At 63.1% G+C, this 22,024-nt stretch carries 19 protein-coding genes; 17 read left to right on the top strand and 2 right to left on the bottom strand.

Annotation, left to right across the window (positions count from 1 at the left end):
- Window positions 1-88 precede the first annotated feature (88 nt).
- The 7 genes from ACQY7R_RS05065 to ACQY7R_RS05095 all read left to right on the top strand — a co-directional run bounded on the left by ACQY7R_RS05065 (window position 89) and on the right by ACQY7R_RS05095 (window position 9,419).
- Window positions 89-796: an ImuA family protein gene (locus ACQY7R_RS05065; RefSeq protein ID WP_428304506.1), complete on the top strand. Its 708-nt coding sequence runs from the start codon at window positions 89-91 to the stop codon at window positions 794-796.
- The gene (locus ACQY7R_RS05070) at window positions 705-2,168 is read left to right on the top strand and encodes a Y-family DNA polymerase (RefSeq protein ID WP_428304507.1); all 1,464 of its coding nucleotides are present in this window, start codon (window positions 705-707) and stop codon (window positions 2,166-2,168) included. The genes ACQY7R_RS05065 and ACQY7R_RS05070 overlap by 92 nt, the downstream gene beginning before the upstream one ends.
- Window positions 2,168-5,266, top strand: a complete 3,099-nt coding sequence (locus ACQY7R_RS05075; RefSeq protein WP_428304508.1) for an error-prone DNA polymerase — start codon at window positions 2,168-2,170, stop codon at window positions 5,264-5,266. The genes ACQY7R_RS05070 and ACQY7R_RS05075 overlap by 1 nt, the downstream gene beginning before the upstream one ends.
- Before the next feature lie 275 nt (window positions 5,267-5,541).
- On the top strand, window positions 5,542-6,882 hold the full coding sequence (hflX, locus tag ACQY7R_RS05080) for a GTPase HflX (RefSeq protein WP_428304509.1): 1,341 nt from the start codon (window positions 5,542-5,544) through the stop codon (window positions 6,880-6,882).
- A gap of 12 nt (window positions 6,883-6,894) precedes the next feature.
- On the top strand, window positions 6,895-7,698 hold the full coding sequence (locus ACQY7R_RS05085) for an SDR family oxidoreductase (protein ID WP_428304510.1): 804 nt from the start codon (window positions 6,895-6,897) through the stop codon (window positions 7,696-7,698).
- A gap of 44 nt (window positions 7,699-7,742) precedes the next feature.
- Window positions 7,743-8,648: an endonuclease/exonuclease/phosphatase family protein gene (locus ACQY7R_RS05090; protein WP_428304511.1), complete on the top strand. Its 906-nt coding sequence runs from the start codon at window positions 7,743-7,745 to the stop codon at window positions 8,646-8,648.
- Between the two features lie 66 nt (window positions 8,649-8,714).
- A complete protein-coding gene (locus ACQY7R_RS05095; protein WP_428304512.1) occupies window positions 8,715-9,419 on the top strand; it encodes an RluA family pseudouridine synthase in 705 nt (234 codons plus the stop codon).
- A gap of 115 nt (window positions 9,420-9,534) precedes the next feature.
- Here ACQY7R_RS05095 and ACQY7R_RS05100 read toward each other — a convergent pair whose 3' ends face one another.
- Both ACQY7R_RS05100 and ACQY7R_RS05105 read right to left on the bottom strand, forming a co-directional pair.
- Entirely contained in the window at window positions 9,535-11,061 is a 1,527-nt protein-coding gene (locus ACQY7R_RS05100) for a hypothetical protein (protein WP_428304513.1), read from the bottom strand.
- Window positions 11,058-12,080, bottom strand: coding sequence for a glycosyltransferase family 2 protein (locus ACQY7R_RS05105; RefSeq protein WP_428304514.1), 1,023 nt, complete (start codon window positions 12,078-12,080; stop codon window positions 11,058-11,060). The genes ACQY7R_RS05100 and ACQY7R_RS05105 overlap by 4 nt, the downstream gene beginning before the upstream one ends.
- 314 nt (window positions 12,081-12,394) lie before the next feature.
- Between ACQY7R_RS05105 and ACQY7R_RS05110 the strand changes: the two genes are divergently transcribed.
- The 10 genes from ACQY7R_RS05110 (at window position 12,395) to acpS (ending at window position 21,983) form a co-directional block, all read left to right on the top strand.
- A complete protein-coding gene (locus tag ACQY7R_RS05110) occupies window positions 12,395-13,858 on the top strand; it encodes an AI-2E family transporter (RefSeq protein ID WP_428304515.1) in 1,464 nt (487 codons plus the stop codon).
- A 164-nt stretch (window positions 13,859-14,022) separates the two neighbouring features.
- Window positions 14,023-14,343 carry a FeoA family protein gene (locus ACQY7R_RS05115; protein ID WP_428304516.1) on the top strand — a complete coding sequence of 107 codons (321 nt, stop codon included), beginning with the start codon at window positions 14,023-14,025 and terminating at the stop codon, window positions 14,341-14,343.
- Complete coding sequence (gene feoB, locus ACQY7R_RS05120; RefSeq protein WP_428304517.1) at window positions 14,340-16,358, top strand: ferrous iron transport protein B; 2,019 nt, start codon at window positions 14,340-14,342, stop codon at window positions 16,356-16,358. Before ACQY7R_RS05115 ends, feoB begins: the two co-directional genes overlap by 4 nt.
- A 63-nt stretch (window positions 16,359-16,421) precedes the next feature.
- Window positions 16,422-17,576, top strand: coding sequence for an aminotransferase class V-fold PLP-dependent enzyme (locus ACQY7R_RS05125; protein ID WP_428304518.1), 1,155 nt, complete (start codon window positions 16,422-16,424; stop codon window positions 17,574-17,576).
- Between the two features lie 34 nt (window positions 17,577-17,610).
- On the top strand, window positions 17,611-18,051 hold the full coding sequence (locus ACQY7R_RS05130) for a YkgJ family cysteine cluster protein (RefSeq protein WP_428304519.1): 441 nt from the start codon (window positions 17,611-17,613) through the stop codon (window positions 18,049-18,051).
- A 493-nt stretch (window positions 18,052-18,544) separates the two neighbouring features.
- The gene (locus ACQY7R_RS05135) at window positions 18,545-18,952 is read left to right on the top strand and encodes an HU family DNA-binding protein (RefSeq protein WP_428304520.1); all 408 of its coding nucleotides are present in this window, start codon (window positions 18,545-18,547) and stop codon (window positions 18,950-18,952) included.
- Between the two features lie 289 nt (window positions 18,953-19,241).
- The gene (locus ACQY7R_RS05140; protein ID WP_152098585.1) at window positions 19,242-19,460 is read left to right on the top strand and encodes a hypothetical protein; all 219 of its coding nucleotides are present in this window, start codon (window positions 19,242-19,244) and stop codon (window positions 19,458-19,460) included.
- Window positions 19,461-19,632: 172 nt separating this feature from the next.
- Window positions 19,633-20,586, top strand: a complete 954-nt coding sequence (locus tag ACQY7R_RS05145; protein ID WP_428304521.1) for a dihydroorotate dehydrogenase — start codon at window positions 19,633-19,635, stop codon at window positions 20,584-20,586.
- 21 nt (window positions 20,587-20,607) lie between these two features.
- Window positions 20,608-21,579, top strand: coding sequence for a tryptophan--tRNA ligase (gene trpS, locus ACQY7R_RS05150; RefSeq protein WP_428304522.1), 972 nt, complete (start codon window positions 20,608-20,610; stop codon window positions 21,577-21,579).
- Between the two features lie 2 nt (window positions 21,580-21,581).
- A complete protein-coding gene (gene acpS, locus ACQY7R_RS05155; RefSeq protein WP_428304523.1) occupies window positions 21,582-21,983 on the top strand; it encodes a holo-ACP synthase in 402 nt (133 codons plus the stop codon).
- Window positions 21,984-22,024 lie beyond the last annotated feature (41 nt).

A 22,024-nucleotide genomic window follows, 5' to 3' on the forward strand; every position in this document is an offset into this window, starting at 1 on the left:
GTGCGCGGACCGCGCGGAGCGTTTGTTTTTTAACTCGCTCTTGCACGAATTCCCTTGGCAAGTAATCTGTACGCAAGTACACTACACCATGCTAGCACGCCCCGCTCAACGCGAAACGGTCGAAGCTCTGCGGCAAAGGCTGCAGGGGGAGGCGATAGGTTCGCGGCAAGCCTTTGCGAGCGGTTTGTGCGGAAATTTGCCGTCGGAGTTCCGCCGTGGCTCGTTGGTCGAGTTCATCGCTGAGGCAGGTTCGGGCGCCACGGCGGTCGCGCTGCTCACGGCTCGCGAAGCCTGCCGCGCAGGGGGGGCGTTAGTCGTCGTCGACCGGCTGCGAACTTTTTACCCAGCGGCAGCGGCTTTGTTCGGCGTCACGCACGAAACAATCTTCGTTCGGCCACGCTCGCGCAAGGATGAGCTCTGGGCGTTGAATCAAACGCTGCGCTGTCCCGGCGTTGGCGCGGCGATTTGTTGGTTGGAGTCGGTCGAGGAGCGGGCCATTCGCGGGCTGCAAGTCGTCGCTGAACAAAGCGGCGCCGTGGGGCTGTTCGTCAGACCGGTGAACGTGTGCGGTCGCCCCACTTGGTCGGACGTGCAATTGCGAATCGAGGCCATGCCGAGCAACGAGCGGCAGCGGCGACTGCGGATTGAAGTCGTGAGGTCGCGCAGCGGCCACGCGGGGGCGTCGGCCATTGTGGAGCTGCAAGATGACGCGACGACGCACCCAGCAGCGCATCTTGTGCCTGTGGTTTCCCAACTGGCCGCTGCAACGCATGCGACTCGTTCATCCAGCGCTTAAGCGGTGCGAACTGACGCTCTGCACGCAGCAGCGCGGGGCGCTGCGAGTCGTCGCTTCTGATCGCTATCCAACGGGAACGCCGCGGGCCGAGGTGATGAGCGGCAAAGTGAAACTGCACGATCCGCTCGCCGACCAAGGTGCACTGGCAGATCTGGCGGCATGGTGCGAGCAGTTCAGCCCTGTGGTAGGCGTTGAGCCTCCCGATTGTCTTTGTCTCGATATCGCCGGCCTGGAGCATCTCACTGGCAATGAAGAGCGGCTCGTCAAACGAGTTGTGCACTCGCTTCGCCGGCGCGGTTTGAACGTTCGCGCGGCAGTTGCCGACACGATCGGCATTGCGTGGGGGGCAGTGCACTACGGCCCCCCTTCCGTGACATTCGTCCAAGGAACGACGCTATTTAAATCGCTGCCAGTTGAAGCATTACGGCTCGACGACGAGACCCCCATCCTCGCAGAGCTAGGCGTTAAGAGCATTAGCCAGTTGCTGGCGCTCCCACGCGAAGCCCTGGCCAGCCGATTTGGGCCGCAACTGCTGCACAGAATTCATCAAGCGTTGGGAGAAATCTCCGAGCCGCTTGTTTCGCACCGCCCGCAGCCTGAAATTCAAGTCGAGCAGCGCTGCGAGCATCCTGTGCACGATCGGCAGGCGTTGCAGATGATCATCGAGCAGCTTTTGCAGCGAGTCGCCGTTGAGCTTGTCCAGCGTCAACAGGGAGCGCTGGAGATTCGTTGCGAACTTCAAGGCGAGCATTCAACTATCGCGTTCACGGCGAGCCTCTTTCGGCCTAGCGCTCATGCCGCGCATCTGCTCGAACTGGCGACAATGCAGTTGGATCGCCTTGAACTGCCAAGCCCTATCGACTGCGTGAAGATCGGAGTCCTTTCGCAAGCCCCGCTCGTGAGTTGGCAACAAGAGCTGTTCGAGGAATCTCGCCGCGAGGGTGGCCAGCGTCTGGGCCAGTTGGTCGATCGGCTGAGCAATCGGTTAGGTCGCGAGGCAGTCGTCCGCGCTGTGCCGCAGGCAGAAGCTCAGCCTGAACTTGCCATCCGCTACGAACCGCTGGCCGGCGCCGCGCGGCCGAAGTCGAAGCGCCGCTTCTCTCCGCTTCCGCGGCCGCTGCGGTTGGAACTCCAGCCGCAGCCGATCGAAGCCTGGGCGGCCGCCCCGCTGGGACCGCCGCGGCAATTCCGGTGGCATGGCGAACATCGAGTGCGAAGAGCTTGGGGGCCTGAACGGATTCAAACGAGCTGGTGGCGCGGCCGCTACGTCCAACGCGACTACTATCGCGTCGAGACGGCCGAGGGAAAGCGATTTTGGCTGTTCCGCGAGCTTCGCAGCAGCAACTGGTTCTTGCATGGAGCGTTTGACTGATGCCCCAGCTACCTGAACCTAAACGGCGTTCGCTTGAACCGACCGTGCGGACCCACTCCGCGATTGGCTATGCGGAGTTGCACTGCAAAACCAACTTCTCATTTCTCGAAGGCGCGTCCCATCCAGATGAGCTCGTTGATCAAGCGGCCCGATTGGGTTACCGAGCACTTGCCATTACCGATCGCCATAGTTTGGCCGGCGTTGTCCGCGCTCACGCTGCTGCCAAGCAGATTGGTCTCAAGCTCCTCATTGGCGCCGACGTGCAGCCAAGCGACGCTTCTTCCGCCGTGCTGCTGGCGACCGACCGCGCCGCCTACGGCCGACTATGCCGACTGCTAACTGTCGGCAAAGGCCGCGCGCCGAAAGGCGAATGCCATCTACAGTTCGACGACTTGGCTGAATATGCCGATGGCATCCTGGCGTGCGTTTACGGCGACGCGACGGTCGCAGGATTGCGGCGTTATCGAGAACTCTTCGGCGATCGCTGTTATCTGCTCGGCGAGCTTCATCGGGGTGTGGACGACGAGCGTGAACTGGCCGAGAGAGTCAAACTCGCAAAGGCGGCACGCGTGCCGTTGGCGGCGGCGAACGGCGTTCATTTCCATGCCCCCGAGCGACGAGCATTGGCCGACGTACTGACGGCGGTTCGGCATGGTTGCACCGTTGCAACTGCCGGAGAGTTATTGTTCCCCAACGCGGCCCGTCACTTAAAGTCGCCTGAAGCGATGCAGGAATTGTTCGCGACGGCCTCCGGCGCGTTGCGACGCACCGTCGAGATCGCCGACCGCTGCGACTTTGCTTTAGATCAACTCAAGTACGACTATCCGATTGAACTCGCCCCGCCCGGCCTGACGCCGATGCAACACCTGAGCAACCTGACTTGGGCCGGCGCTCAAACGCGTTATCCAAACGGCGTTCCCGATAAGGTTCGCGGGCAGTTGCAGTACGAACTTCAGCTCATCGAAGAGCTAAAGTACGAAGCTTTCTTTCTCACGGTGTCGGATTTGGTGAACTACGCGCGTAAGAAGAATATTTTGTGCCAAGGACGGGGGTCGGCGGCCAATTCAGCCGTCTGTTATTGCCTGAGAGTGACGTCGGTTGATCCCGAGCGCATCGACGCCTTGTTCGAAAGATTCGTCAGTCGCGAACGCAACGAGCCGCCCGACATCGACGTCGATTTCGAGCACGAGCGCCGCGAGGAAGTGTTGCAGTACGTCTACAACAAGTACGGTCGCGATCGCGCCGGCATGACCGCGGAGGTGATTACCTACCGTGCCCGCTCGGCGCTTCGCGACGTCGGCAAAGCGCTGGGACTATCGCTCGATCGCGTCAACGGCCTCGCGAAACAACAGGATCCTTACCAACCTTTTTCGCCAGCAAGATGGAGCGAAGCGGGAGTCGAACTGGCATCGCCCCTCGGCCGACAGCTGCACGCGTTGGTGAGCACGCTGGTCGGTTTTCCGCGGCATTTGAGCCAACATGTCGGCGGTATGGTGATCACCCACTCGCCACTGTGCGAGTTCGTACCGATCGAGAACGCCGCCATGGCGGACCGCACCGTCATCGAGTGGGACAAGGACGATCTCGACGAGTTAGGAATCCTCAAAGTCGACTGTTTGGCGCTCGGGATGCTCACGGCCATTCGCAAATGCTTTGAATTTGTTGAGCTGCATCATGGCAAGCAGCTGACGCTTGCCAACATTCCCGAAGGAGATGGCGCAACTTACGACATGATCTGTAAGGCAGACACGATTGGCGTCTTCCAGATCGAGAGCCGCGCGCAAATGTCGATGCTGCCGCGCTTGCAGCCACGGACCTATTACGATCTGGTCATCGAAGTGGCGATTGTGCGGCCAGGACCCATTCAGGGCGATATGGTGCATCCCTATTTGCGTCGCCGCGCCAATAAGGAAAGGCCCGTTTATCCCAACGACGCCATCAAGGCGGTGCTCGACAAGACGCTGGGCGTGCCGCTGTTTCAGGAACAAGCGATGCAATTGGCGATGGTCGCCGCCGGGTTCACTCCCGGCGAAGCCGATCAGTTGCGGCGGGCCATGGCGGCCTGGCGCCGGCCGGGCGTCATCGACGAATTTCGCGCTAAACTCATCGCCGGCATGCGCGCCAACGGACTCGGCGACGATTTCGCGGAGTTAGTCTTCACGCAGATTCGCGGGTTTGGCGAGTATGGTTTTCCAGAAAGCCATGCGGCAAGCTTCGCGCTGCTGGCATACGTCTCGTCGTACTTAAAATGTCACTTTCCGGCGGCGTACTGCGCAGCGCTCATCAACTCGCAGCCGATGGGATTCTACGCGCCGCCGCAGTTGGTGCGCGACGCCCGAGAGCATGGCGTCCGCGTGCTGCCGGTCGACGTCAACCACAGCACTTGGAACTGCACGCTCGAAGAGGGAGCAATCCGGCTCGGCTACCGCATGCTCGTCGGCATGAGGCACATCGACGCGGAACGCATCGCACAGTCGCGGCCGTTCCGCTCCATTGAACAACTCCACCGCTGCGGCGTGCCGCCCGCGACAGTGGAACTGCTCGCTCGCGCCGACGCCTTTGGGTCGCTGCAACTCAACCGCCGCGATTCGCTCTGGCAGTCGTTGCGAAAGCCGTCGACAGCGTCCCTATTCGCCGACATTGATGAAGACGAACCGTCTCACGCATTGCCGGCCATGGCTCAACAAGAGGAAGTGTTCGCCGACTACGAAACCGCCGGGTTGTCGCTCAAAGCGCATCCCGTCCAGTTTTTTCGAGAACGCCTCCGCAAGCTGCAAGTCGTGACTGCCGCCGAACTCGCCCACGTCGCCGACGGCGCCTTCGTGCGCGTCGCCGGGTTGGTATTGCTGCGTCAGCGACCGCAAACTGCCAAGGGGGTGACGTTCGTCACCTTAGAGGACGAGAGCGGCGTGGCGAATCTCATCATCCGCATGGAGGTCTGGAAGAAATACCACCGCGTCGCTGCTGCGGCGCGGTCCTACCTTGCGAGCGGCCGGCTGCAGAACCACCAGGGAGTGAGACATCTCCTCGTTACCCGCATCGAGAACCTAGACGACGCAATCGATACGTTACGATCGAAGTCGCGAAACTTTCACTAATTCCCGCTGCGGCGCCGGGGACGCGTGCGACTCCCTGTCGCCAGACAGAACTTCCAAAGTCGCCGCCATCCGACCGCTCGCAACTGTCACGTTCCAACCGTTTTATTTGGCGCCGCTGCGCCCCCCCCCGAAGCGGGCAATCGACCGGGATTCCCGCGCGAACCCCGCCTAGGTCCCTTGCGTCCTCGAGGGTATAATCAAGCGAGGCGGCAACCTGCTCATCCCTTCCGCCGCCGCCACAAGATTAGGCCACCAGAAGGAGTCCCTTCCCACACGTGTCAAATACCGATCGCAAGCAGAGCGTCGACAGCGAGTCCGCCGTCCTGGTTGGCGTTCAGCTTTCTGACGATGGATATCACGGCGATCCCCTCGACGAGTTGACCGGTCTGGTGCAAACCGCCGGGGCCGAAGTCGTGGGGCGGATGACTCAAAAGCGGCAAGCGCCAGACGCCGCGACTTACATCGGTCACGGGAAAGTCGACGAGTTGCAGTTTCTCGTCGAGGCCACCGAGGCCGACGTGGTGATCTTCGACAACGACCTCTCCCCAGCGCAAATGCGAAATCTGGAAGAGGCGCTGAAGGTGAAGGTTCTCGACCGCACCGAGGTGATTCTCGACATCTTCTCCAGTCGGGCGCAAACTTACGAGTCGCGCTTGGCCGTCGAGCTCGCGCAGCTCGAGTATTCGCTGCCGCGGCTCAAAGGCATGTGGAAGCACTTGTCGCGTATGAAGATGGGCGTCGGTATGCGCGGCCCTGGTGAAAAGCAGCTCGAAACCGACCGCCGGTTGGCCGAGAAGCGGATCACCGATCTGCGCCGCGAACTCGAAAAGGTTCAGCGCCGCAAAGAGCGCGAAGTCGCTGGTCGTAGCGATCGGATGACGGTGTCGCTCGTCGGCTACACCAACGCCGGCAAGAGCACGCTCATGAACGCGCTCACCGACTCGCACGTGCTGGCCGAAGACAAACTGTTCGCCACGCTCGATACTCGCACCCGCCGGTGGCAGCTGCCGGGGTGGGGGCCGGTATTGCTCAGCGATACGGTCGGGTTCATCCGCAACCTGCCGCATAACCTGATCGCGAGCTTCAAGGCGACGCTCGAGGAAGCCCGTCAAGCCGACCTGTTGATCCACGTCGCCGACGCCAGCAGCCCGGTGGCGCTCGATCAGATCAAAGCGGTGTACGACGTCCTCCGCGAACTCGGCATCGAGGAAAAGGACACGCTGCTGGCCCTCAACAAAGTCGACCAGGTTGAGGACCCGACGCGGCTGCAAGCCATTCGCCAGCTCTATCCTTCGGCGGTGCTAATTAGCGCCCGCACGGCGGATGGGCTGCCGCGGCTTGCCTCCGCCGTGAGCGATGCGCTCAGCCAAGACTTCCTCGACCTGGAATTCCGCTTCAGCGTCAGCAATGGTCGGCTGCTGGCCTACCTCGCGAAGTATGGCGAGGTGATCAGCAGGACGTTCGCGGGCGATCACGCAACCGTGCATTGCCGGCTATCGCGGAAGCATCTCGGCTCATTGCGGGACGATCCAGAGATTGAAGTCCATCCTTACGTCGCATCGCCCATCGTTCGGCATAGCGTCGCTAACGACGACGCCGTCGACGAAGTGGCCTAACGGATGCTCGTAATGGCCCGCCGATCGCTCGCCAACTGCCGCGTCGTCATCACTGGCGCTTCCAGCGGCATTGGCCGGGAACTTGCGCTGGCGTTCGCGCGGCGCGGCAGCCGTGTGCTGCTGACAGCGCGACGCAATCAAGAACTTGCCGCCGTTGCCGCCGAGTGCCGGCAGCATGGCGCGACGGCGGAGACGCTTGCCGGCGATGTAACCGACTCCGCATTTCGTGCGGCTTTCATCGAGCGCGCCGTCGCACTGTGGGAAGGGATCGACGTGCTGGTGAACAATGCCGGCATTAGCGCTCACGGCCGCTTCGCCGAAAGCGACGAAGCGACGCTACGGAAGATCCTCGAAGTGAACTTCTTCGCAGCGACGGAACTAACGCGGCTCGCCCTGCCCTTGCTTAAACGGAGCCGACAGGCGGCGATCGTCAACATCGGCTCGATCATCGGTCATCGCGGCTTGCCGCTGAATAGCGAGTACGCCGCCAGCAAGTTCGCGCTACGAGGCTGGAGCGAGTCGCTGCGGGCGGAACTCGCAGCCGACGGCGTCGACGTGCTGCTCGTCAGCCCAGGGACCACCGAAACGGAGTTTTTCGACCACCTCATCGCCAAGCGGTCAGACTTGCCGTGGGGCGACTCAACGGCGATCCCGGCAGCCGCGGTCGCCGAGCAGACATTGCGAGCGCTTGAACGGGGGCGTCACGAGATTTTCCCCAACTGGCGGGGCCGCGCATTGGTGGCGGCGAACCGACTTTTTCCTGGTTTGGTGGATCGGGCCCTGGCCAAGCTCGCGGCGGCAAGCCACAACAGATAGACGCCGTTCGCGTTTCTGCTCTTCCGCCAGCCAGCACAGCCGTGATGTTTCCGCTCCGATTCGTTCTCGCCGTTCTCATGCTCACGGCGGCTCAGCCTGCGCTAGCGCGAACGCTGCGGGTTCTCTCGTACAACATCCACCACTCGGAAGGGCGCGACGGCGTCTACGATCTTGATCGAATCGCCAGCGTCATTCTGGCGGCGAAACCCGACCTCGTCGCGCTACAAGAGCTCGACCAAGGGAACACGCGCAGCGGCGCAAACGTTTTCCAGTTGCAGGAACTCGCTCAGCGGACCGATATGCAGGGCTACTTCGGCCGCACGATCAACTATATGGGGGGCGAGTACGGCAATGGCGTGCTCGTAGCGCCATGGCTGACGATCGTCGGCACGACGAACCGCGCGCTCCCCAGTCCCGGCGGCGGCGAGGCGCGGGCCGTCATTCAGATGGGGCTATCATTCGACGCCGACCCGCAGACGGTCGAATTTAACTTTTTCGCGACGCATCTCGACGCGAGCAATCAAAGTAACCGCGACGCTCAGGCGGCGTACATCAATGGTCTCGTAGCAAGTTCGGCGACTCCCGCGCTGCTCGCAGGCGACATGAACTCGCGTCCCTCGACCACGTCGTACGCTGCGCTCGCCGGCGTGTGGAATGATGCGACGAATATCGCCAATCCCGGTCTCGCGCGCACGACGCAGATCGACTACATCTTCTACCGTTCGCCGGCGTGGCGGGTGCAGCAGTTGGGACGGTTCGAGGTTAATTTGACCACTTACACGGCCTCCGACCACTATCCGATCTTGGCTGAGTTCGCGATTCCAGAACCGGCAACTGGTAGCATGATCGCGCTGGCGGTGGCTCAGCCGCTGCTCTTTCGACGACGAAGTTGTCGGCGAAATTTGGTCGGCGCACCTGCAACACTTTGTGGGCGCCGACGGAATCGCTAGTCGGCATAACTTGTTTCCATTTTCATCCTCGCTCCGGCGGGTCGTTGACCCGCGGCTACTGAATCGATGCTTGACGTTTTGTACGACGATGGGCCGTGTCTCGTAATCAACAAGCCTTCCGGCGTGCTGACGCAGGCGCCGGCGGGGATTGATAGCCTCGAGATCCAGGTAAAGGAGCTCTTTCGCGAGCGCGAAGGAAAGCCGGCCGATGCGAACATTTATCTAGGGCTGCCGCACCGGCTCGATCGGCCGGTGTCGGGCGCCATCGTTTTCGCGCGACACTTACGGGCGGCGCAAAGACTGTCGGCGCAGTTTGAAAATCGGACGATCAACAAGTCGTATTGGGCGTTCGTCGAGGGCGTCGTCACGCCCGACGAAGGAACATGGACCGACTACCTTCACAAGCGGCACGGCATGGCGCAGGCCGAAGTAGTCACGGCCGATCATCCGGCGGCGAAACATGCGGTCTTGCATTACCGGGTGATGTGGCAAGGGCCAACGGGGGCGTGGCTGGAGATCGAACTTGAGACCGGCCGCACGCACCAGATTCGCATTCAGTCGAGCTCACGCGGCCATGCCGTCGTTGGCGACTCGCAGTATGGCAGCACGCAGATCTTCGGCGATCCAGGCCTCGACGAGCGGGAAAAACCGATTGCGCTCCACGCCCGGCAGTTAGGCTTCCGGCACCCGATGACGAACGAGCCGGTCGACATCGTCGCGCCGCTGCCGGCGACTTGGGAGGCTCTCAACCTGCCGAGCGAGATTCTCTAGCCCCTGGCTCCGCCAGGGGGTGACGTCGCGTTGGGCAACGCATACCGGTGGGGAGGCCCACCCCCTGGCGGAGCCAGGGGCTAGGATGCAAGTCGCGCACCGGCCTGTGAAATCTCTAAACCGCCCCGCGCCAGCCGCACGATTGCAGCCAGTTGTAGATCCACGGCTGCGTCCAAGGATTCCATGTCGGGTAGCTCGCCGACAGCACCGAGAACGCGAGCAGCACGAGCGCGACCGCCATACCTTTGCGGCACTGCGCCAGCCGATCCACCGCCGGAATCATCGCCGTCAGCCAGAGCGGCACGAGCCAGAACAACCACCGCAAGCCGCTCGTCATCCCGCCGTAGTTGCGATCGATCTGCGGCCGCAGGCCAATGTAAAACGTCAGGCAGACCACGGTAAGCAGCGCGATGCCCGCCGCCAGCTGCCGCTGCTCGGTCGTGCCGCGAACGCCCCAGATCCATAGTCCCCACGCGCTCAGCAGCCAAATCGGCGTCAGCGAGAAGAGACCGTGATGGCCGACGAGGCAATGGATCGCGTAGTCGACTTTGCTCGGCTCGCCGCGGTCGAGACCCTGCGGATCGAGCCAATAGCTTTGCCGCTCTTTACCGCCGAGCGTGTAGCTGTAGTGGTACCAGTTGTCGGCGGGGTCGGTGGCGCTGCGGTGGGCGTAGGGGGGCCGCCAACTGTCGTGGGCCCAGTAATTCGTCGCGAACGACGCGACCAGGACGACCGCCGCGAGCGGGGCAAATCCCCCCAGCGTCATCCGCCAATTACGCCACAATAGGGCCGCCGCCACGAGCGCGAAGAACGACAGCGCGGGCAACTCGTTCGCCGCCGTGAACGCCGCCGCGAGTCCGGCGAGCGCGAACCACCGCCAGCGCCGCTCGCCGTCGAACCAGATCCGCACGAAGGCCTCGAGCGCCACCGCCTCGCTCACTGCGGCGATCGTGTGGTTGTTCAGCACCACGGCAAACGGCGTGAGCATCGTCCCGAACGCCGCCGCGGCCACGACAAAGATCCGCCCCCAATCGGTCGTGCCGAATCGCTCAGCTAAACTTGCGACGATCGCCAGCAGCAACAGCGTCGGCATCACCTGCACGGTGAACAGCATCAGCCGCACGACTTCGTAAGGATTGTCGGCAAGGGTCCAGCCGGTCGTCTTCTGAATCGCCCAGTACTCGCCCGCCAGCAGCACGATCAGCAGCGGCGGCTTGCTGGAGTACAGATGCAACTCGCCGTCGCGACCGCGATGTTGCACCATGTCGATTGTGTTCCAGACGTTCGCGTCCATCACCGGGTCGATCTCGAACGAACCGGTGTCGGCAAGCGCGCGGATGGCGAGCCAACGGCTCCGGTCGTTGGCGCTGAGGAACGGCCGCTGCCGGCGTTCTTCGCGTTCGATCAGCTGCTTGGCGGCAACGAGCTTCGCCTGCAGCACATCCTCGCGAAGACCTTCGGCGAGAAATTGCTTCTCAGCGTCCGCCACGCGCTGCGCGATGCGGCTCGTTTCGAGTTCCTGCCGGTTGACGGCGTTTACCGCGAGCAGCCGCCCCGCCATGTTGCCCGCCGCCAGCGCGATGAGGAGGGCGTAGACGCCGCGCCGCAGCAGGCGGGTCGGATCAGCGGCGGCCTCGATCATCGCGACTCGTGCTCCTGGCCAGCCGATTGGTTCGTCGTCGCGTGCGGCCCGGCGCCGGCGTTCTTGCCCTGCGGAGGCGTGTACTGTGCCACTGAAAACTCATCGCGATGCCGCGACACCGAGGCGGCGATCATCTCGGCGACAAACCCCATCGCAAGCAAGTTAGAGCCGAATAGTAGCAGCGCAAGCGAATAGAACAGCGCGGCCGTCTCGTGCAGGTGCACTACATGCTCCGACCACGGCATCCGCGACCAGACCCAAATGAACGCGAGGTAAACCATCCCGAGCCCGCCGAGCAGCAGCGAAATCAGCCCGGCCGATCCAAGCCAATGCTGTGGCCGCTGGCCGTAGCGGGTGATGAACTGCACGGTGAGCAGGTCGAGTAGTCCCTTGGGAATCCGCGTCCAGCCGTACTTCGACACGCCCGAGAGCCGCGGCCGATGCTCGACGGCCGTCTCGCCGATGCGGAAGCCGCGGGCCGCGGCGAGCACGGGGACAAAGCGGTGGAGCTCGCCATAGAGGCGGATCTCGTGAATCACGTCGCGGCGGTAGGCCTTTAAGCCGCAATTGTGATCGTGCAATTGAACGCCGGTCATTTTGCCGACGAGGGCGTTGAAGACTTTCGACGGGTAACGCTTGTGCCAAGGGTCGTGGCGTTCGCGTTTCCACCCGCTCACCACGTCGGCGCCGGCGTCGAGCACGGCGAGCAGCTTGGGGATTTCCGCCGGACTGTCCTGCAAGTCGGCGTCCATCGTGACAATTATTTCGCCCTGGGCCGCATCGAAGCCAGCGGAGAGGGCGGCCGCCTTCCCGAAGTTGCGGCGGAAGCGAATTCCCAGCACTCGCGCGTCAGTTGCCGCCAGCCGCTCGACGATCTGCCAGGAGCCGTCGGTCGAGCCGTCGTCGATGAAGATCATTTGCAGTTCGTATCCGCGCGCAGCAGCGAGCTCGCTCAGCTCGTGGTGGAGCTGTTCGAGCGTGCCGACTTCGTTCAGTAGCGGGATAACGATGCTGATCATGTGACCCATTCCGACCGTATTTCTAGCCCCGGGCTCCGCCCGGGGGTCGCATCGCGTCTGCAATCGCGTCAACCGGCAATTCCCCCCGGGCAGAGCCCGGGGCTAGAGATCGACGCAGCCTATTTCAACATACCAGAATCCCCGCAACCTGTGCGGGGCGAGGCCGCCCGCAGCACCTTGCGACGGCGAATCTACCGGCAAATCCCCGCGTCATCGCTACATTCCTCCCAGCACGCCCGGCAAGCTGGTCTAGGGTCTGGCGAAGAAACGCATAGAATGAACGAGTTCACTCGCATTTCCCGAAGGAGCCGGCCGTGCCGCGCGTCGTTTCGTTTATCGTTCTAGTAGCCATCCTGGCGTTCATCGCTGCGATGTTTTTCAAGGTGATGGCGCAGTTCGTGCTGCCGCTATTCCTGGCGGCGGTGTTGGTGGTCGTCTTCAAACCGCTGCACGTGTGGGTCCGCGATCGTTTGCCAGGCCGAGTGCGGCTCTCAGCGCTGGTGACGACGTTTCTCATCATGCTCGTCGTCTTGTTGCCGACGGCGTGGCTAGGCTGGAACGCCTACCTCGAAGGCCTGCAGCAGGTCAACTACCTGAAGATCCCCGATAACCGCAAACAACTGATCATTAAGATCGAAGCGGCGGCCGCACCGTTCGCCGAGTTCTACGAGCAGATGGTGCCGGCGTCGCTGACGGCGGAAACCGATTCGCCAGCGAGTTCCGAAACACAGCCGGTTGAACCTGAAGACGCCGCGGCGACGGAAGAAGCGTCGCCCAGCGATGAGGCTGCAGAGAAAGTTGCTGAGGCAGCCGAAACATCTGATGCAGAGGCCGAAATTAGCATCTCAGTCGGGGGAGCGGACGGTTCGTCCACTCCCGTCACTAAACCAGAGCCAAGCGGCAGAAAGTCGTTCACTGTAAAAGACCTGGTCGACATCGCCATCGGCTTCATCGGAGCCAACTTATACGACACGCTCGAGGGCGTGCTCCGGATGCTGCTAGGCCTTATTATTATGGTGCTGGCGATCTATTACTTCCTCGTCGACGGCCCGGCGATGATCAATACCATGATGCGGCTTTCGCCGCTCGACAACGAATATGAGCGCGAGCTGCTCGACAAGTTCGCCAACGTCAGCCGCGCCGTCGTCGTCGCAGTGCTGGCCGCGGCCGTCGTCCAGGGGCTGTTGGCAGGGCTCGGGTTCTACTTCGCGATGGCGCCCAGCGCGCCGATCTTCTTGCTGATGATGGTGACGATGATCGCGTCGGTAATTCCGTTCGTCGGCGCCGCCGGCATTTGGATTCCGACCTGCATCTGGATTTATCTCTACCAAGAGCGAGTCGTCGACGGCGTCACCGTCACTGGCGATCCGTGGTCGGCCATCTTGCTAGCCATTTACTGCGGCGGGATCGTGTCGACGATCGACAACGTCATCAAACCGCTCGTCCTCCACGGCCAGTCGAACCTCCACCCGCTGCTCGCGCTGATGAGCGTCCTCGGCGGCGTGAAAGCGCTCGGGCCGGTCGGCATTCTTGTCGGCCCGATGCTGGTCGCCTTCATCCACGCGCTGCTGGTGATGGTCAACAAGGAACTGCGGCTCCTTAGCGCCGGTGACGTCGTCGACGACCAGGGGCAAAAGATGATGTTCCCGCTCGGGCCTGGCGATCCGTCGTCGCCGCTGGGCGACGAGAGTACGGGGGTCGACGCCGCACCCGCCAAACCGATCAGCCCTTTAGCACGAGTTCGCAACGCGGCGAAAAATCGCAAGCGGAAGAAGTAAGTAACGCGGTCGCAGCCGCATGCCCGCCGAGCCGCTCTCCGCGAGTTGCCGCGAAATCCGCAACCCGTTGGTCAACTACCCCTTGCGGCCATCTCGCGATCTGCTTAGGTTTGAACTGAGATTCATTCTCAACAGCCCAAGCCCTCGGCCTCTTTCGAGCGACCATGAGCACCGTCGAAGCCGCACCGACGACGCCGGTTCACCGCCAGCCGCAACCGCGGGTGGAAACGGTCCTGCTGTCCGCTCTCGCCGCGGGGGCTCACGCTCGCGTCGTCGAGGTCGTGGCGGCGAACGACGATATTCGTCGGCTGCAGGCGCTCGGCGTTTGCGTCGGGCGACGGCTGCAATTGCTGAAAGCAGGCGATCCAATGGTGATCACCGTCGTCGGCGCCCGCGTCGGCCTCTCGGCCCGGCTCGCTGCTGAAGTTCGCGTCGAACCGCTCGATGCGTCACTGCCATTCGCTCCTTTGGCTAACGCATCGTGAGTTCCGCCACGCCAGAGCTATCGCTGCCGATTCTCTCGACGGCGTCTGCGCCGACTGGGGCCGGGCCTACGACGATCGCTCTGGTCGGCAATCCCAACGCCGGCAAAACGTCGCTGTTCAATCGCCTCACCGGTCTGCGGGCAAAGACGGCGAACTTTCCCGGCACCACGGTTGAGCATCGCCGCGCCGACGTCACGCTCGGCAACACGCCGGTGACGATCGTCGATCTGCCGGGGCTCTATAGCCTCGATCCGACAACGCCTGACGAGCGAGTCGCCTGCCAAGCATTGGAAGGCCTGCTCCCCGGGACGCCCGACCCTGATCTGGTCTTGTTGGTCGTCGACTCAACGAACCTCGAACGGAACCTGTTCCTAGCCGGGCAGGTGCTGGAACTCGGCGATCCGACGGTCATCGCGCTTAACCTGAGCGACGCCGCCGAGAAGCAGGGCATCACGTTCGACCTCGCGGAATTGCAGCAGCGGCTTGGCTGCCCCGTCGTGCCGGTCTCGGCTCGCACCGGAAGCGGAATCGACCAACTGCTCGAAGTGGTGCAAACGACGCTGCGCGAGCGCAAGGCCCCGGAAGTTCATGCCGAACTCGCCGCATGTGGTTCCTGCAACGGCTGCCAATTCTCGGCCCGTTACGACTGGGCCTCGCGGGTAAGCCACGCCACAGTTCGCGGCGAAGCGGTGAAGCAAGGCCGCGTTACCGAAGCGATCGACCGCGTCCTGACGCACCGTGTCGGCGGACTGTTGAGCTTCGCCCTGGTGATGGCGGCGACCTTCTTGACGATCTTCTGGGCGGCGACGTTCCCGATGGATCTCATCGACAGCTTGTTCGGCGCCGCAGGCGAGACGATCGGCAAATGGGTGCCCGAGGGCGATCTGCAGAGCCTGCTCACCGACGGCGTCATCGGCGGCCTCGGCGGCATGCTCGTGTTTCTGCCGCAGATTTGCCTGCTATTTTTCGTCCTCGCGCTGCTGGAAGATTCGGGCTACATGGCCCGCGCGGCGCTGGTGATGGACCGGCTAATGCACAAGGTCGGCCTGCCCGGCAAGGCGTTCGTGCCGCTGCTCTCGGCCCACGCGTGCGCAATCCCCGCGATCATGTCGACGCGGGTGATCGAAGACCGCCGCGACCGGCTAGCGACGATTCTTATCGCCCCGTTGATGACCTGCTCCGCGCGGATCCCGGTTTACGCGATGGTGGCGACGCTGCTGTTTCCCAATAGCTCGCTGCAACGGGCCCTCATTTTCACGGCGGCCTACGCGCTTGGCATTACCGCGGCGCTCGCCATGGCGTGGGTCTTTAAGCGAACGCTGCTGAAGGGTCCCGTGCGGCCGCTGGTGATTGAACTGCCCAACTACCGGTTGCCGTCGCTGCGAAACGCGCTGTTGCTCACTTACGACCGCGCCTGGGCATTCGTGAAAACCGCCGGCACGACCATTCTTGTGATCTCGCTCGTGCTGTGGGCGCTCGCCACCTACCCGAAGACGAGCGTCGACCAAATGCCGGCCGACGTGCAGGCCCAACTCGCCGAGATGGAAGCCGCAGGCGATGAAGCAGGCGTCGAGCACCTCACGCAGCAGGTGGAGCTCGAGCATTCGTTCGCCGGGCGGATTGGCCGGACGATCGAGCCGGTGTTCGAACCACTTGGCTTCGACTGGAAAATGAGCATCGGCGTCTTGAGCTCCTTCGCCGCCCGCGAAGTGATCGTCTCGACGCTGGCGGTCCTCTACGGCCTCGGCGCCGAGGGGGCGGACGACGGAGTGAACTCGCTGCTCGCCTCGATGGGTTCCTCCAAGCATGCCGACGGTTCGCTGGTCTTCACGACCGCCACCTGCCTCAGTCTGCTCGTCTTTTACGTCCTGGCGATGCAGTGCCTGCCGACGCAAGCCGTCACCCGCCGTGAGACCGGCTCCTGGAAATGGCCGCTGATCCAGCTCGGCTACATGACGGCCCTGGCGTACGTGGCGGCCCTGATTACCTACCAGGTCGCCACGCGGCTACTGTAGGTCGAGCGCTAGCGACAAACTTGGTAGGCTGGGTAATTCCCCAGGCCAAGCAGCACAAGCACCATGCGCATCTATCTCGATAATGCGGCCACGAGTTGGCCCAAACCCGACGCCGTCTACGCCGCCGTCGACCGCTACCAGCGCGAGATCGGCATCGCGGCCGGCCGCGGCGGGTACAACGACGCGATCGAAGCTCAGCGCATCGTCGAGGCTGCCCGCCGCGAGATCGCCGCCCTCATCGGCGCCCCGAACCCCAGCCACATCATCCACGGCTGCAACGGCACCGATTCGCTGAACCTGGCGATCCACGGCACGCTGCGGCCCGGCGACCATGTGGTCGCGTCGGTAACCGACCATAACTCGGTGCTGCGACCGCTGGCCGATGCGACGCGATTGCGCGACGTGACGGTCACCTACGTCGGCTGCAACGGGCAGGGGCTCATCGACCCCGACGACGTGCGGCGGGCCATTCGCCCGGAGACGCGGATGGTGATCGCCACGCACGCCTCGAACGTCACTGGCGCGATCCAGCCGCTCGCCGAGATCGCCGCCGTTACGAAAACCGCCGACAAGTTGCTCATGGTCGACGCCTCGCAGTCGGCCGGGCATGTCGACATCGACGTCACGGCGTTGCAGGCCGACCTACTCGCAGCGAGTGGTCACAAGGGACTGCTCGGCCCCGCGGCGACCGGATTTTTGTTTATCCGTGAAGGCGTGGAGCAGTTCGTTCACCCCATCCGCCAAGGCGGCACCGGCTTCGAAAGTCAGCTCGACCGGATGCCCGACGAGCTGCCGACGCGGTACGAAGCGGGCAGCCTCAACGGCCCCGGGCTCGCGGGCCTCGTCGAAGCGGTTCGTTACTTGCGGCAGCGGACCATCACGGCTGTCTGCGCGCACGAGCAAATGCTTGTCAAACGCCTATGGAACGGCCTGGCAGCGCTCGGCGTGGTGCGGCTCTACGGCCCTCCCCCCTCCCCCCTCCGCGGGCCCGTTGTCAGCTTCAGCGTCGAGGGATATGATCCGCAGGAGTTTTCCGCCGCCCTGGATGCGGCCCGCGGCATCCAAGCCCGAGCCGGCCTCCACTGCGCCCCGCGGATGCATCAGGCGCTCGGCACGTTCGACTCGGGCGGCTTGGTTCGCATGAGCGTTGGTTGGGCCACCACGGTCGAAGAGATCGACGAAGTGCTTGCCGTGGCGACGGCCGTGGCCACCGCGTGACGCGATTGATCGCACGAATGGAGTTCACCCGACAATGGCCAAAATCCCCGCCAATTCTGCTGGCAGCGAACCGTGGTACGCCGATGGACTGCAGTTCACCTGCACCGGCTGCGGCGATTGCTGCGGCGGCGGCCCGGGCTACGTCTGGGTGAACCAGGCCGAAATCGACGCCATCGCCGCCCGAATGGAAATGACGCCGGCGGCGTTTGAAAAGAAGTACGTGAAGCAGATCGGCGTCCGCCGCTCGATCAAAGAGAAGCGGAACTACGACTGCGTGCTGCTCGATAGCGAAACCCGCAAGTGCACCGTCTACGAACAGCGCCCGCGCCAGTGTCGCACCTGGCCCTTCTGGGATTCGACGATCCGGACGCCCGAAGATTGGCAAGCGACGTGCGATGTTTGCCCCGGCAGCGGCAAGGGGAAGCTCTACTCGATCGAAACGATCCAAGAGCAGGCGGCGGTCATTCGGATCTGATTGCTGCGGCACTCTTGCAGCCTGCTAGCGAGACCCCCTAGCCGTACCGCCACTCGGTCCGGGCGACCGGAGGGCGTGGCCCTCCGACTGAAAGTCGTCTCGCCGGGCAGATTCTGCTGGCAGGTCCCGCAGCTGCCTCGCCTCCTCAAGACGGGCGCCAGCATGCTGGCTGGAATTATTTGGTCGACTTTAACGATTAGCTGAAGTCTGGCGGTCGTGCGGGTCGATGCTTGTCTCTGGGTAGCCATAGGCACGCCCGACAGTCTGATCTTTGACAATTTGCCGCTAATAGCCACGCAAAAAATCGGCGTAAGTGCCGAAAAGTCGTCGCGCCGCCTCGCCAAGTTACGGCGATTCCGGGCTTCGACGCTGGGTCTCCCTTTCTTGACTCTAATGCTTACGCCAATTACACTTGGAGCGAGTGAATGCCCTTCACTAGCACGGTCGTCGTCCGCCGAAAAGGACCTCGAGCCTTGTCACAGGGGAACTCGTCGTGACCAAGAAAGAAATCGTGAAGACCATCTCCGAGGAGATCGGCCTCACGCAGTTGAAGACGAAAGAAATCGTCCAGAAGACGTTCGACGCCATCGTCGAAACGTTGGTAGAAGATCATCGCATTGAGCTGCGGAATTTCGGCGTCTTCGAAGTGAAGCGACGAGCTGCCCGTAAGGCGCGTAACCCACGCACCGGCGAAAAAGTCTTTGTCCCCGAAAAGTTTGTGGTCACCTTCAAACCGGGCAAAGAAATGGAGGAACGAGTCCGCGAGCTCGAGCGCCGCGCCAATGAGGCCGCTCGCCAGCAGGCTCTGCAAAATGGTCAGGTCGTCGATTCGCCGCCTGCCGCCCCTCCGCCACACGAAACACATGGCTCCGCAACGAGTTACGGGCAAAGCCCCGGGTAACTCAGCGTCGACGCCGCTACGAATCAGTCGGGCCTGCCAGCAGTGCCGTCCTATCGGTGCTGCCGGTCAGTCTCGACGCAAGTCAGTACCGTCGCTAGGATTCCGCCGTTTGGCGATATGTTGTCGACGGTGATCGCTTGTCTGAGACCTTATCGAACCACGTTGATCGCGCCCCACAAGTAAGCGCATGGACGCGTTCGACAAAGCGTAAATCGTGAGATCGTTGGGCGTTACGTCGTCCATTGCAGGACGTGACGTTCCGTTTGCAGCTCAAGGAGGAGCTACGCACATGCGCAATTGGCTCATATCAACCGCGCTCGCCTGCACGCTGCTGAGCAGCACGGGCTGTCTTATCCCCATCTACTCCGGCGATCCCGCGCGGCGTGCTCAAGAGCTGTTTTACAGTTCTGAAAACCTCCGTTTGCTGCTCGACGAGTGGGAACGGATCTGGTTCCTCGATATGCCTTCGCACCTGACGCCCCACAGCGTCCACGGCGGCATCATCTAGTCGATTGGGCCTGCGGGCCTAATCTGACGTGAACCCCATCCACGCACGGCGTGCGAGGGCCTCCGCGGCTCTCGCACGCTGATTGCATGCGCCCGTTTCGCGGTAGGGCCTAAACCGGTAAATTCAGGGATGCGTCGCTAGCTGCCCTCCCACCCCTGCTCCACCGATCTCGTTGACCGCTACCGCCCTACCGCCGGGATCCCCGGCCGCCGTCGATCTGCAAGTCACGCTCGGAAGATTGCAGCTTCCGAATCCCGTCCTCGTTGCCTCGGGAACGTTCGGCTACGCGCGGGAAATGGAGCGGCTGGTCAACCTCTCGCGCCTCGGCGGCATTCTGCCGAAGACCGTCACTCGACAAGCCCGGCCCGGCAACGCCCCCTGGCGTACGGTCGAAACGCCGTCAGGAATGCTCAACGCGATCGGCCTCGACAATGACGGGGTCGACGCGTTCCTCGCGCACCACCTCCCCTACTTGGCCAGCCGGCAGACGCCGATCATCGTGAGCGTCGCGGGCCGCAGCGCGGAAGAGTTCGTCGAGATGTCCGCCATGGTTGGCGACGCTGAGGGCGCCGCGGCGGTCGAGCTGAATATCTCCTGCCCGAACGTGAGCCACGGCGTCGACTTCGGCGTAAACGCAGCGCTCTGCGAAAAGCTGGTCGCCGATTGCCGCGCCGCGTGCCGGCTGCCGATCATCGCCAAGCTAACGCCGAACGTCACCAGCGTCGCCGAGATCGCCAAGGCGGCCGAAGCAGGCGGGGCCGACGCGATCTCGCTGATCAACACCTGCCAAGGGATGGCGATCGACTGGAAGCGAAGAAAGCCGGTCCTCGGCAACGTCATCGGCGGCCTGAGCGGCCCCGCGATCAAGCCAATCGCCCTCCGCTGCGTCTTCCAGGCGGCCCAAGCGGTGAAGACGCCGCTCATTGGCATCGGCGGCATCGCCACCGTCGACGACGTCATGGAGTTCATCGTCGCCGGCGCGTCGGCCGTTCAACTTGGAACGGTCAACTTCTACAATCCAACCGTCTCGATGTCGGTGCTCGACGCCCTCCCCGCGGCGATCGCATCGCTCGGAGCCAAGAGCGTGACGGAAGTCGTCGGCTCGCTGCAACTCAAACGAAACTAATCCTCGAAAAGACCTTTGCCCATGCGTGTTCTCAGCGGCATCCAACCGACCGGCCCGTTCCATTGGGGCAACTACTTCGGCGCCATTCAGCAGTACGTCGACCTGCAAGATCAGGCCGCGGAAGCGTACTACTTCATCGCGAACCTTCACGCGCTCAACACGGTGCGTGATCGGGCAAAGCTGCAGGAGTACACGCTCAACGGCGCCATCGACCTGCTCGCCCTCGGCCTGAAGCCGGAGAAGGCGGTGCTGTTCGTGCAGTCGGACGTCCCCGAAGTGAGCGAACTCTGCTGGCTGCTGCTCACCGGCACTCCGATGGGCCTGCTCGAACGCTGCGTCAGCTACAAAGACAAAATGGCCAAGGGCCTGAAGGCCGACGCCGGGCTGTTCACCTACCCGGTGCTGCAGGCGGCCGACATTCTGGCGTACGACTCAAACGTCGTCCCCGTCGGCGAAGATCAGATCCAGCACATCGAAGTCTGCCGCGACATTGCCGGTAGCTTTAACCACCACTTCGGCGAAACGTTCGTCATGCCGAAGGCGCAAGTCCTCGACGCCTCGGCCAAGGTGCCGGGCCTCGACGGCGAGAAGATGTCTAAGAGCTACAACAACACGCTCGCCGTCTTCGACGACGTGAAGGCCCAGCGGAAGCAGATCATGCGGATCACGACCGACAGCCGGCCGATGGAAGATCCGAAGAATCCCGAAGGGGATGTGCTGTTCGATCTGTACAAGCTGGTGGCGACCGAAACGCAGATCGCCGACATGACCGCTCTCTACGCCCGCGGCGGATTCGGCTACGGCGAGGTGAAGAAGGCGCTGGCCGACGCTGCAGAGGCCTACTTCGCCGCCGCCCGCGAACGCCGCGCCGACTGGGCCGCCCGCCCCGATGACGTCCGCGATGTGCTCAAGGCCGGCGCCGAGAAAGCCCGCGCGAAGGCCGCGGCGACGCTGGCTCGCGCTCAAGCCGCTTGCGGTGCGAAAGGATATTAACGATGGCCGCCCGCATCATTGGCATCGGCACCGACATTATCGAGTGCCTCCGCATCGCCCAGATGATCGAACGCCACGGCGAGTTGTTCATCCGCCGCGTCTACACCGATCACGAGATCGCCTACTGCTCGTCGAAGCGCGCGGCGACGCAGCACTACGCCGGCCGCTGGGCGGCGAAGGAAGCGGTGCTGAAGGCGCTCGGCACCGGCTGGGTCCGCGGCATCAGCTGGCGCGACGTCGAGGTCCGCCACAAAGCGGGCGGCGCGCCGATCATTGCGTTGTGCGGCGGCGCGCGTGAAGTGTTCGAGCGATCCGGAATCGCTCACATGCACATCAGCATTTCGCACTGCCGCAGCCACGCGACTGCCTATGCAATCGCCGAAGCTGACCCGCTGGACGACTAGCCGCGAAGCTCGTTTGCCGCCGGCGATAACGAGCTTGGGTC

The sequence above is a fragment of the Lacipirellula sp. genome (assembly GCF_965279485.1).
Taxonomy (GTDB): Bacteria; Planctomycetota; Planctomycetia; order Pirellulales; family Lacipirellulaceae; genus Lacipirellula.